We start from the raw sequence: 12,145 nt of genomic DNA, 5'->3' as shown, positions 1-12,145 counted from the left end.
GTCCGCAGCGGACCGCGCCCCTCGGACGAGGAGAAGCATGCCCAAGCAGCGAATGGCCGGCTACGTCCCCCTGAAGGGCGCCCCGGCCGAGACCGAGCCCGCCCCCGCCCCGGCGCAGGACACCACGACGGCGGCCCCCGCCTCGGCCGCGGCCGCCGTCCCGGTGGCGCCGACCGCGCCGACGTCGGGCCTCACGCCCCTGTCCGCGCGACGCCGCATGGCCGGGTACGTCCCGTTCGCCCGCGAGGCCGAGTGGCTCGGCGGCGCCCCCGCCCCGGCCGCGGGATCGATCCCGGCCGCCGCCCCGGCGCGGTCCGTCGCGCCCGAGCCGATCGCCGCCTCGGCGTCCCCGACGCGGGCCCCCGCACCCGCGGAGACCGAGCCCGTCGTGCCGGACGTGGCGGCCGTCGTCGCCTCCGCGACCGGTGCGCCGGCCGCGGCCGGGGTGGGCGCTCCCGTGGAGTCCGACCTCGTGCCGCTCGCGAAGCGGCGACGCATGGCCGGGTACGTGCCGTTCGCCCGGGAGGGGGAGTGGTTCACCGAGCTCGCCGCCGTGGGCGGCCCCACCGCGCCGGAGATGGTGGCGCAGGAGGTCGACGCACCGGAGCAGGCCACCGCCGAGCCCACGGCCGAGCCCGCCGCCGCGGCGCCGGCCCGGCCGGTCGTCGCCGAGCTGGCCGATGTCGAGCCGGCCGATGCGGAACCGGCCGTCGCCGCCCCCGTGGCCGCGGCGTCGGCCCCGGAGCCGGCCCCCACCGCGCCGGACACCCGTTCGGCCCCGCCGGCCTCCGCCGTGCAGCCGCCCCGGGCTGCCACCGGTACGCCCGCTCGGACCGCGGAGACGGACGCCGCCGAGTCCGCCGTCCCGTCCCGTCTGCGCAAGGCGCTGCCGGCGGTGGCCGGCGTCGTGGTGCTGGCGCTGCTCGCGGTGCTGGCCGCACGCTGGCTGCGGAGCCTGGACCCGGTGGCGGACTTCATCGCGACCTACGACGGGCACCCGGTCCTGCCCGAGGGCACCCCCGAGGGGATGCCCTGGTGGATGGGCTGGCAGCACTTCCTGAACATGTTCCTGATGGTGCTGATCATCCGGACGGGCCTGCAGATCCGTCACGAGACGCGGCCGCCGGCCAACTTCACTCCGACGAAGGACGGCCTGTTCTCCGCGCGGGGCAACACCCCGAAGAAGTTCTCGCTCACCATCTGGACGCACCAGGCCCTCGACGCGCTGTGGCTGCTCAACGGCGTGATCTTCGTGGTGCTGCTGATCGTCACCGGCCACTGGGCGCGGATCGTGCCCACGGACCCGCACGTGTTCCAGCACGCCCTGTCCGCCGGCATCCAGTACCTGTCCCTGGACTGGCCCACGGAGAACGGCTGGGTGCATTACAACGCGCTGCAGATGCTCTCCTACGCGCTGGTGGTGTTCGTGGCCGCCCCGCTCGCCGCCCTCACGGGCTGGCGCATGTCCTCGTGGTTCCCCACGGAGGCCAAGGGACTGAACAAGGCGTTCCCCATGGAGGTGGCCCGCAAGGTGCACTTCCCGGTGATGGTCTTCTTCGTGGCGTTCATCGTGGTGCACGTGTTCCTCGTGGCCTTCACGGGCCTGCTGACGAACTTGAACCACATGTACACCTCGCGGGGCGGTGCCACCGACGCGTGGGGCCTCGTGGTGTTCCTCGTGAGCGTGGCGGTCACCGCCGCCGCGTGGTTCTTCCTGAAGCCCGCCTTCACGGCCCCCGTGGCCTCCCGGTTCGGCACCGTGGGCCGCTGAGCCGGCCGCACGACGACGGCCCCTCCTCCTCCCGGGACTTTCGAACGTGATGTCGGGGGAATGAGCGCTCTCGAACGTGGGATAGGGCCTCTCTCACGTTCGAAAGCGCTCGGGCGCTCGGGCGGGCGGGGCGTCAGCTCCGAGCAGCGCGGAAGGTGACCTGCACCTGGACCATCGGCTTGTCGGCCACGGGGACGCCGTCGGCGCCGACCGGCACGAGGTCCACGTCCACGAGGCGCAGGGACCGGCCCGCGTGCCGCACCCGCGTGAGGGCGACCATCTCGCCATGCCCCGGGCGCACGAACACCACGCGCACGGCCTGGACGTCGTAGCGCTCGCGGTCCGGCATGGCCGCCTGCGCGGCGGTGACCGCCCGCAGCGTCATGGCCCCGCCGTGGACCGCGCCCGACGGGTTGGCCAGCTCCGGCTTCGGGGCGAAGCGGGCGCCCGCGGTCGGCGCCGCGGCGACGGCGGGGCGCGTGTCCGGATCGGCCGTCGGCAGCGACTCGGGGCGGGCGGCGAGCAGCTCCGGCATGGGCACACGGGTCTCGGCCCCGCGGGGCAGCCGTCCGGCCGCGACGAACTCGGCCATCCGCTCCGGCGCTCCGGCCGGCACCGACTGGAACCAGCCGGTCGCCTCGACGACGCGACGCCCGTCCGCGTCCTCGAGCCACGCGCGGGCCACGCCGCCGCCGGCATCCCAGGCCAGCGGGCGGGTCCAGCACTCCAGCAGCGGGCCGTCCTCGTCCCCGGCTGTGACCGCCGCCGCGTCGAAGGCGGGCAGCGGGCCGAGCACGTTGACCTGCAGCTCGGTGGTGACCACGGTCTCGATGTCCCGGGCCGCGTGGTGCACGGCCACCGCCGTGGCGTTGTCCATGATCACGGTGGCCGCCGCGCCGGTGGGCCGGCCGTCCAGGTCGAGGCACCATGGGCCGACCTCGAACGCGGCAGGGTTGAGGGCACCGTCCCGCTCTCTCATCAGCGCGTGGCGGCGGATGCCGAACAGCTGTTCCGTGCGGCCGGAGGCGTGGGAGCGGGGGCCGGTGGGCGAGTCCGAGGTGGGGCTGGTGGTGGTCTGCACGGGGAGCACGCTAGCCCACGGCCCGGTGGCGACACGGCAAATCATTGGATGTCCTATTATCATGGTGATGACAGTCACACCCTGTCGCCGCCCGCGGTGTCACCCCCGCCCCACCCCGTCGTGGACCGCCCGCGCGGCCGGACCGAGCCCCAGGAGGACGAACCCATGTTCCCCATCACCGATGACCAGAAGGCCCTGGTCGACGCCGTCCGCGACTTCGCCGAGCAGCGCGTCGCCCCGCACGCCCTCGACTGGGACGCCGAGTAGCATTTCCCGGTGGACGTCCTCGCCGAGGCCGGCGAGCTCGGCCTGGGCGGCATCTACGTGGGGGAGGAGCACGGCGGCACCGGCCTGGCGCGCACGGACGCGATCCTGATCTTCGAGGAGCTCGCCAAGGCGGACCCGGCCTTCGCCGCCTACATCTCCATCCACAACATGGTCGCCTGGATGATCGACTCCTTCGGCAGCGACGAGCAGCGCGCCCGCTGGATCCCCGACCTCGTGGGCATGGAGCACCTGGCCAGCTACTGCCTCACCGAACCCGGCGCCGGCTCGGACGCGGCCGCGCTGAAGACCCGCGCCGTCCGCGACGGCGACCACTACGTCCTCAACGGCGTCAAGCAGTTCATCTCCGGCGCCGGCTCCTCCGGCTACTACGTGGTCATGTGCCGCACCGCGGACACGGGCGCCCGGGGGATCTCCGCCGTCGTGGTCCACAAGGACACCCCCGGCCTGTCCTTCGGCCCCAACGAGAAGAAGATGGGCTGGCACACCCAGCCCACGCGCCAGGTGATCTTCGAGGACGTCCGCGTGCCCGTGGCCGACCGCCTCGGCGAGGAGGGCGACGGCTTCCGCATCGCCATGAAGGGCCTCAACGGCGGCCGCCTGAACATCGGCGCCTGCTCGATCGGCGGCGGCCTGGCCGCCCTGGACAAGGCCACCCGCTACCTCAAGGAGCGCAGCGCGTTCGGCGAGCCGCTCACCACCAAGCAGGCCCTCGTCTTCGAGCTCGCGGACATGTCCGTGAAGCTGGAGACCGCCCACACGATGCTCATGCGCGCCGCGGACGCCCTGGACCGCAACGACCCGGACACCGTGCGCCTGTGCGCCATGGCCAAGCTCGTGGCCACCGAGTCCGGCTACGAGGCCGCCGACACCGCCCTGCAGCTGCACGGCGGCTACGGCTACCTGCACGAGTACGGCGTGGAGAAGCTCGTCCGGGACCTGCGCGTGCACCGGATCCTCGAGGGCTCCAACGAGATCATGCGCATGATCGTGGGTCGCGGCCTGATCGGCTGACGCCGGGGGCCTGCCCGGTCGCCCGCACAGCACGGCGCCCCGCGGTCAGCGCACGTGACCACGGGGCGCGGTCCGTCGGGGCGGGCTCAGCCGAGCTGCAGCGGGTCCACCCCGGACACGGGCTCGAAGTGCCCGGCCACGTCCTCGGCCGAGACGTCCTCGAGCCGGGCCGGGCTCCACGTCGGATCCTTGTCCTTGTCCACGAGCAGCGCGCGGATGCCCTCGGCCATGTCCGGCTCGCGCATCAGGTGGGTGGCGATCGTGAACTCCTGGCGCAGTGCGTCGGCCACGGTCAGGTCCGCTCCGCGCGCGGCCAGCCGGCGCTGGGCCTCGTGGGCCACGGCGACGGCGGTCGGGGACTTGGTGCGGATGGCCTCGGCGGCCTGCCCCGCGGCCTCGGCGTGCTCCCCGCCAGCGGCGGCGCGCTCGTCCAGGGCGGCGAGGACCTCGGCGGCCGTCTCCCGGTCGTAGACGTCCTCGATCCACTCCCGGCCGGCCACCAGCGCGGTGGCGGGCCGTGCGTCCTCGGCCACCGCGAACCGGGCCAGCACCTCGTCGGCGGCGGCGAAGGCGGCCTCGTCGCGCGCGCCCGCGTCCGCGGCCGGGCCGAGGGCGCCGAACGCCGCGGCGAGGGCCTGCTCGAGCTCGTCCAGCCGGGCGGACTCCACGAAGACGTCCGCCAGGCCCAGGGCCACCGCGTCGGACCCGGAGGCGTGCGCCGAGGTCGCGGCCAGGTGCCGGCCCGCCTGGAAGGGTGCGCGGGCGAGGTGGAAGGAGCCGCCGACGTCGGGGGTGAACCCGATCGCCGTCTCGGGCATGCCGGCGCGCGTCCGCTCGGTGGCCACACGGTGCGAGCCGTGCGCGGACACGCCCATGCCGCCGCCCAGGACGACGCCGTCCATGAAGGCCACGTACGGCTTGGGGTAGGCGGCGATGCGCTCGTTCATCGCGTACTCGTCGCGGAAGAACTCCTCGGCCTCCGCGAACCGCCCCGCCAGGAGGGAGGCGCGCAGGGAGACGACGTCGCCGCCCGCGCACAGCCCCTTCTCCCCGGCGCCGCGGATCAGCACGCCGCGCACGGCGGGGTCCGCGGCCCAGTCGGTCAGGGCCGCGTCGATCGCCCGGACCATGTCCTGCGTCAGCGCGTTCAGGGCGCGCGGACGGTTCAGCGTGATGCGGCCGAGGCCGTCGCGGACCTCGAGGAGCACCTCGTCCGCCGCGCCGTCCTGCCCAGCCGCGGGGGCCGTCGTCGCCGTGGTCTGCGCGTCGCTCATCGGTGCTGCCACCCCGCCTCGCGCTTGGCCGCGAAGGCGTCCATGCCCTCCTTCTGGTCCGCCGTGGCGAACGCGGCGTGGAACACGCGGCGCTCGAAGGCGATGCCCTGGGCGAGCGTGGTCTCGAACGCGGCGTTGACGGCCTCCTTGGCCATCCAGGAGGCCGGCTTGGACTTGGACGCGATGGTCGCGGCCACCTCCAGCGCCTCCTCGAGGGCATTCTCGTCGGCCACCACGCGGGAGACGAGTCCGATGCGCTCGGCCTCCTCCGCCCCGATCATGCGGCCGGTGAGGATCATGTCCATGGCCTTCGCCTTGCCCACGGCGCGGGTCAGGCGCTGGGATCCGCCCATGCCGGGGATGACGCCGAGGTTGATCTCGGGCTGGCCGAACTTCGCGCCCTCGCCGGCCACGAGCACATCGGCCATCATGGCCAGCTCGCAGCCGCCGCCGAGGGCGTAGCCGGTCACGCACGCCACGATGGGGGTGCGGGCACGGGTGAGCCCGTCCCAGCCGGCGAACCAGTCGGCCGCGTACATCTCGGAGAACTCCTTGGTGGCCATCTCCTTGATGTCCGCGCCGGCGGCGAACGCCTTGGGGGAGCCGGAGAGCAGGATCGCCCCGATCTCCGGGTCGGTGTCCAGCTCCTGCACCGCCGCGACGACAGCACGCATCGTCGCCTCGTTCAGCGCGTTCAGGGCCTTCGGCCGGTTCAGGCGGATGTGGCCGACCCGGCCCTGCCGCTCCACGATGATCGGCGACTCGGCGCCGTCCGGGGTGGTCTGCTCGCTCATGCCTCGCTCCTGTCCGTGTGTGATGCTCGGATGTCCTCGATGATGCCGGAAAAGTCGCGGGCGGCGCCTTCTCCGGCGGCGTACTCGGCGTATTTGGCCTGCGCGAGGCGGCCCAGGTCGGCCGCCACGCCCTGCTCGTCCAGGGCCGCGAGCGCGAGCCCGAGGTCCTTGGCCATCAGGGCGCCGGCGAAGCCGGGCTGGAAGTCCCGGTTCGCGGGGGAGCCGGGGACGGGGCCGGGCACCGGGCAGTTGGTGGTCAGGGACCAGCACTGCCCGGAGGCCTTGCTCATCACGTCGTACAGGGCCTGGTGCTGCAGGCCCAGGCGCTCGCCCAGGACGAAGGCCTCGGCGACGGCGATCTGCGTGACCCCCAGCACCATGTTGTTGCAGATCTTCGCGGCCTGGCCCAGGCCGGCGGCCCCGCAGTGCACGATCCGCGCGCCCATGACCTCGAGCAGCGGCAGCACCTCGGCGTACACCTCGTCCGAGGCGCCCACCATGAAGGCGAGGGTGCCGGCCTCGGCGCCCACCTGGCCGCCCGAGACCGGCGCGTCGGCCGCCCGCATGCCCGCCGCCTCCGCCGCCGCGGCCGCCTCGCGGGCCTCGGCGACGTCGATGGTCGAGCAGTCCAGGAACACGGTGCCGGGCCGGGCGGCGGCGAGCAGGCCGCCGTCGCCGTCCTCACCCCGGTAGACGTCCAGCACCAGGCGTCCGTGGGGGAGCATGGTCAGCACGACGTCGGCCTCCGCGGCCGCCGCGGCCGTGTCCGTGACGGTCTCGACGCCGGCCGCACGGGCCTTCTCGAGGGCCTCGGGGACGAGGTCGAAGCCGAGCACGCGGTGGCCCGCGGCGGCGAGGTTGGCGGCCATGGGGCCGCCCATGTGGCCGAGGCCGAGGAACAGAACGGTGGTCATGGGGTCCTCCTGGTCGGGACGGGCTGCGGGGCGGTCAGGAGCCGGCCGGCATCACGAAGCTGGCGCCCTCGCGCACGCCGGAGGGCCAGCGCGTGGTGACGGTCTTCGTCTTGGTGTAGAACTTCAGCCCGTCCGTGCCGTGCTGGTTCAGGTCGCCGAAGCCGGAGGCCTTCCAGCCGCCGAAGGTGTAGTAGGCGATCGGCACGGGGATCGGCACGTTCACGCCGACCATGCCGGTGTCCACGCGGGTGGAGAAGTCGCGGGCGGCGTCGCCGTCGCGGGTGAAGATGGCCACGCCGTTGCCGAACTCGTGCTCGTTCACGAGCGTGAGCGCCTCCTCGTAGTCCTTCGCACGGACCACGGAGAGCACCGGGCCGAAGATCTCCTCGCGGTAGATGCTCATCTCCGGGGTGACGCGGTCGAACAGGGTGGCGCCCACGTAGAAGCCGTCCTCGTGGCCCTCGACGACGACGCCCCGGCCGTCCTCGACCAGTTCGGCGCCCGCCTCGACGCCGGCCGCGATGTAGCCCTCGATGCGCTCCTTCGCGTCCTTCGAGACGACGGGGCCGAAGTCCGAGGACGCCTCGAGCGACGGGCCGACCGTGAGGCCCTTGATGCGCTCGCGGAGCAGCGCGATCAGGCGGTCGGCGGTCTCCTCGCCGACCGGGACGGCCACGGAGATCGCCATGCAGCGCTCGCCGGCGGAGCCGAAGGCGGCGCCGACCAGGGCGTCGGCGGCCATCTCGAGGTCCGCGTCCGGCATGATCACGGCGTGGTTCTTGGCCCCGCCGAAGCACTGGGCGCGCTTGCCCATGCGGGCGGCGTGCGCGTAGATGGACTGCGCGATCGGGGTGGAGCCGACGAAGCCGACGGCCTTGACGCGCGGGTCCTCGATGAGCGCGTCCACGGCGGCCTTGTCGCCGTGCACCACGTTGAGGGCGCCGGCGGGCATGCCGGCCTCGAGGGCCAGCTCGGCCAGGCGCACCGGGACGGAGGGGTCGCGCTCGGAGGGCTTGAGGACGAAGGCGTTGCCCGCCGCCAGGGCGATGCCGGCCTTCCACAGCGGGATCATCGCCGGGAAGTTGAAGGGCGTGATGCCCACGGCCACGCCGAGCGGCTGGCGGATGGAGTGCACGTCGATGCCGGTGCCCGCGTCGGCGGTGAACTCACCCTTGAGCAGGTGCGGGGCGCCCGCGGCGAACTCCACGACCTCGATGCCGCGCTGGATGTCGCCCTTGGCGTCCGGGAAGGTCTTGCCGTGCTCCTGGGCGAGCACGGTGGCCAGCTCGTCCATGTTCTCGTTGATCAGGTCGACCCAGCGCAGCAGGATGCGGCCGCGGCGCTGCGGGTTCAGCCTCGACCACGCGGCGAAGCCCTCCTCGGCGGAGGCCAGGGCGGCGTCGATCTCCTCGGCGGAGGCCAGCGGCACGCGCCCCGCCACGCCGCCCGTGGCCGGGTGGTAGACGTCGCCGTGCCGGCCGGAGGCGCCCTCGCGCCGCTCGCCGTGCACGAAGTGGGGGATCACGGGGGCGGTCTCGGTGGGCGCGGTCTTCTGGGACATGGGGGCTCCTCGCGGGTCCAGGCGGAAGGCGGACGCCGGGCGGCGCCGCCCACGGCGGGCGTGACGGGCCCGGCTGTGTGTGTGATCTGGGTTACTCTTCCGCTAATCTAGGATGAGAACGTAGGACATGCAACTATCGAACTCGGGGGGTATCCCGAGGAGGAAGGGAGGGTCCGTCCATGGACCTGTCGAACCAGAGCGCGATCGTCACCGGCGGGGCCTCGGGCCTCGGCCACGCCACCGCCCGCCGCCTGGCGGACGCGGGTGCCGCCGTCGTGGTGGTGGACCTGCCGGACCGCGAGGGTGAGACCGTCCGCGCGGACGCCGTGGCCGCCCTCGGCCCCCGCGCGCGCTTCGTGACCGGCGACGTCACCGCCGAGGACACCGCCCGGGAGGCCGTGGCCGCCGCGCTGGAGGCCGGGCCGCTGCGGGTGCTGGTCAACTGCGCCGGCGTGGCGACGCCGGGCAAGCTCGTGGGCCGCGACGGGCCGCTGTCCGCCGAGGTGCTGAGCCGGGTCCTGGCGATCAACACGGTCGGCACCGTGTCGATGATGGCCCAGGCCGCCGCCGCGATGAGGACGCAGGAGCCGCTCGGCGAGGACCGCGGCGTCATCGTGAACACCGCGTCCGTGGCGGCCTACGACGGGCAGATCGGCCAGATCGCGTACTCCGCCTCCAAGGGCGCCGTGGTCGCGCTGACCCTGCCCGCGGCCCGCGAGCTCGCCTCCTCGCAGATCCGCGTGGTCACGATCGCCCCCGGCCTCATGGAGACGCCCATGATGGCCGGCCTGCCCGAGGCCGCCCGCAAGGCGCTGTCCACCAAGACCCCGCATCCGGCCCGCCTCGGCCGGCCCGAGGACTACGCGCTGCTCGTCGAGCAGATCGTGTCCAACCCGTTCCTCAACGGCGAGGTCATCCGGCTCGACGGCGCCGTGCGCCTCGAGCCCCGCTGAGCCGCGCGGCCGGAGGCCGCGGAGAGCGTCAGGAGGAGGTGTGCTCCGCCGTCGGGGCGCTCAGGCGTCGAGGCCGTCGACCTGGAAGTCGCCGGCCTCGGCGCGGAACCGGCCGAGGACGTCGATGAGGGTGTCCACGTCCGCCGGATCGAAGCCGGAACGGCCGAAGACCTCGGCGTTGAGCGTCTCCGTGGCGGCGACGGCGACGCGCCGGCCCTCGTCCGTGAGGGCGAGCACGAGCGCGCGGCGGTCCGACTCGTGGGGGGTGCGCTCCACCAGCCCGGCGGCCTCGAGCCGGTCCACCGCATTGGTCACCGAGGTGGGGTGGACCTGCAGGAGCGCGGACGCCTTGGACATCCGCATCCGCTTCTCGCGCGAGAAGTTCAGCAGCGCCAGCAGCTCGTACCGCGCGAAGGTGAGCCCGTAGGGCTTGAGCGCGGCCTGCGCCCGACCCAGCAGGATCTGCTGGGCCCGCATGATCGAGGTGATGGCGGCCATCGGGCGGGCGACGTCACCCCATCCGTGACGCTCCCAGTTCCGGGCGGCCTCCCGGATGGGGTCCTGGGCGAGGGGTGGCTTCTTCATGGCGCTCCAGACTAGCGGCGCACCGGGGTCCCCCGCCACCGCCGGACACGGACGGGGCGGTGGCGGGGAACGGCCGGTCAGCGCTGCAGGTCCAGGTCCTCCTCCCGGAACTCGGTGCCGTAGCCGTCCGGGGCGACGCCCGTCTGGGCGCGCTCGACCTCGGCCTTGCGCAGCTCCACGCGGCGGATCTTGCCCGAGATGGTCTTCGGCAGCTCGAGGAACTCGATGCGGCGGATGCGCTTGTACGGGGGCAGCTGGGTGAGCGTGAACTGCAGGATCGCCCGGGCGGTCTCCGCGGTGGGCTCATGGCCCGGGGCGAGGGTGACGAAGGCCTTCGGCACGGCCAGTCGCAGCTCGTCCGGGGTGGGGACGATCGCGCCCTCCATCACGGCCGGGTGCTTGACCAGCACCGACTCCAGCTCGAACGGGGACACCTTGTAGTCCGAGGACTTGAAGACGTCGTCCGCGCGGCCCACATAGGTCAGCACGCCGTTCTCGTCGCGGCGGGCGATGTCACCGGTGTGGAACACGCCGTCGCGGAACACCTCGTCCGTCTTCTCCTGATTGCCGTAGTAGGACTTCAGCAGGCCCACCGGACGCGGGTCCAGGCGCAGGCAGATCTCGCCCTCCTCGGCCTCCTGGCCCGTGAGCGGGTCGAGCAGGGTGACGTCCATGCCGGGCAGCGGGCGGCCCATGGAGCCGATGACGACCTTCTGGCCCGGGGTGTTGGCGATCTGCAGGGTGGTCTCGGTCATCCCGAAGCCGTCGCGGATCGTGGTTCCCCACGCCTTGTGCACCTGGTCGATCACCTCGGCGTTGAGCGGCTCGCCCGCGGAGATGGTCTTGGTCGGCGGGGTCGTCAGCTGCGCCAGGTCCGCCTTGATGAGCATGCGCCACACGGTGGGCGGGGCGCAGAAGCTCGTGACGCCGTAGCGCTCCATGTTGGCCATCAGGGCCGCGGGGTCGAACTTGCGGGCGTTGTGCACGAAGATCGTGGCCTCCGCGATCCACGGGGCGAAGAAGTTGGACCACGCGTGCTTGGCCCAGCCCGGGGAGGCCACGTTGAGGTGCACGTCGCCCGGCTCCAGACCGATCCAGTAGAGCGTCGTGAGGTGGCCGACCGGGTACGAGGTGTGGGTGTGCTCCACGAGCTTCGGCTTCGAGGTGGTGCCCGAGGTGAAGTAGAAGAGCAGCGTCTCGTCGGCGGGGGTCGGCTCGGCCGGGGTCAGCTCGGTGGCGGCGTCGTCGGCGTCGTCGTAGGAGAGCACGGTGTGGCCGGCGACCTCGGGGGCGCGGCGCGCCGGGCCCTCCGCGAAGACGCCCGGCGCGTGCACCAGGTGCAGGTCCTCGCCGACGCCGGCGAACTTGGCCAGGTCCTCGGCGCCGGCCACGGCCCACGCGGCGCCGGCGCGCGTCACGCGGTCCTCGAGGTCCCCGGAGGTCATCTGCGTGGTGGTGGGCACCATGACCACCCGCAGCTTGATGCAGGCGAGCATGAACTCCCACAGCTCCACCTGGTTGTTCAGCATCAGGATGAGGCGGTCGCCGCGGCGCAGGCCCTGCGCGGAGAGCCAGTTCGCCACCCGGCTGGAGGCCGCGGAGAGCTCGGCGAAGGTGCGTTCGGTGCTGCGCCCGTCGTCCTCGGCGATGATCAGCGCCGGCACGTCCGCGCGGGCCGGGTCCTGGGCCAGGCGGTCGAACCAGTCGAAGCCGAAGTTGAAGTGCTCGAAGCGGGGCCACTCGAACTCGGCGCGGGCGCGCTCATAGTCGGTCTGGCACTCGACCAGCAGGTCGCGGGCCGCGCGGAACACCTCCGTCGGTGACGGGGCGGCGACGGCGGTGGGGTCCTGGACGGTCATGGGTCCCTCCTCGGGATGGCTGCTGAACGGATCCTTGGCCGGGGGCCTGTGATC

The 12,145-nt window shown here is 73.5% G+C and carries 9 protein-coding genes and 1 pseudogene; 3 read left to right on the top strand and 7 right to left on the bottom strand.

Going from position 1 to position 12,145, the window contains the following annotated elements:
• Positions 1-37 precede the first annotated feature (37 nt).
• The gene (locus tag OVA32_RS00455; protein WP_041102786.1) at positions 38-1,771 is read left to right on the top strand and encodes a cytochrome b/b6 domain-containing protein; all 1,734 of its coding nucleotides are present in this window, start codon (positions 38-40) and stop codon (positions 1,769-1,771) included.
• Between the two features lie 133 nt (positions 1,772-1,904).
• Here the strand turns inward: OVA32_RS00455 and OVA32_RS00450 are convergent, their stop codons facing one another.
• Positions 1,905-2,852 (bottom strand): PaaI family thioesterase, encoded by a 948-nt coding sequence (locus tag OVA32_RS00450; RefSeq protein ID WP_041102878.1) that lies wholly within the window; start codon positions 2,850-2,852, stop codon positions 1,905-1,907.
• Positions 2,853-3,017: 165 nt separating this feature from the next.
• On the opposite strand from OVA32_RS00450, the pseudogene OVA32_RS00445 reads away from it, so the two are divergent.
• A pseudogene (locus OVA32_RS00445) lies at positions 3,018-4,151 on the top strand (acyl-CoA dehydrogenase family protein).
• Between the two features lie 86 nt (positions 4,152-4,237).
• Here OVA32_RS00445 and OVA32_RS00440 read toward each other — a convergent pair.
• Genes OVA32_RS00440 through OVA32_RS00425 form a run of 4 tightly spaced genes read right to left on the bottom strand, consistent with a single transcriptional unit; the run spans position 4,238 to position 8,694 of the window.
• On the bottom strand, positions 4,238-5,425 hold the full coding sequence (locus OVA32_RS00440) for an enoyl-CoA hydratase/isomerase family protein (protein ID WP_041102788.1): 1,188 nt from the start codon (positions 5,423-5,425) through the stop codon (positions 4,238-4,240).
• Positions 5,422-6,219: an enoyl-CoA hydratase gene (locus tag OVA32_RS00435; protein ID WP_041102790.1), complete on the bottom strand. Its 798-nt coding sequence runs from the start codon at positions 6,217-6,219 to the stop codon at positions 5,422-5,424. Before OVA32_RS00435 ends, OVA32_RS00440 begins: the two co-directional genes overlap by 4 nt.
• Positions 6,216-7,133: a 3-hydroxyisobutyrate dehydrogenase gene (mmsB, locus tag OVA32_RS00430; protein ID WP_041102792.1), complete on the bottom strand. Its 918-nt coding sequence runs from the start codon at positions 7,131-7,133 to the stop codon at positions 6,216-6,218. Before mmsB ends, OVA32_RS00435 begins: the two co-directional genes overlap by 4 nt.
• Before the next feature lie 34 nt (positions 7,134-7,167).
• Positions 7,168-8,694, bottom strand: coding sequence for a CoA-acylating methylmalonate-semialdehyde dehydrogenase (locus OVA32_RS00425; RefSeq protein ID WP_095353576.1), 1,527 nt, complete (start codon positions 8,692-8,694; stop codon positions 7,168-7,170).
• Between the two features lie 179 nt (positions 8,695-8,873).
• Between OVA32_RS00425 and OVA32_RS00420 the strand changes: the two genes are divergently transcribed.
• A complete protein-coding gene (locus OVA32_RS00420) occupies positions 8,874-9,647 on the top strand; it encodes an SDR family NAD(P)-dependent oxidoreductase (protein ID WP_095353575.1) in 774 nt (257 codons plus the stop codon).
• A 60-nt stretch (positions 9,648-9,707) separates the two neighbouring features.
• Here OVA32_RS00420 and OVA32_RS00415 read toward each other — a convergent pair whose 3' ends face one another.
• Both OVA32_RS00415 and OVA32_RS00410 read right to left on the bottom strand, forming a co-directional pair.
• Complete coding sequence (locus tag OVA32_RS00415; protein ID WP_020624809.1) at positions 9,708-10,232, bottom strand: MarR family winged helix-turn-helix transcriptional regulator; 525 nt, start codon at positions 10,230-10,232, stop codon at positions 9,708-9,710.
• 77 nt (positions 10,233-10,309) lie between these two features.
• Positions 10,310-12,091: an AMP-binding protein gene (locus OVA32_RS00410; RefSeq protein WP_144825614.1), complete on the bottom strand. Its 1,782-nt coding sequence runs from the start codon at positions 12,089-12,091 to the stop codon at positions 10,310-10,312.
• Positions 12,092-12,145 lie beyond the last annotated feature (54 nt).

The sequence above is a fragment of the Micrococcus sp. SL257 genome, from assembly GCF_026625585.1.
Lineage (GTDB): Bacteria > Actinomycetota > Actinomycetes > Actinomycetales > Micrococcaceae > Micrococcus > Micrococcus luteus.
This window is presented reverse-complemented; position numbering and strand designations above follow the sequence as displayed.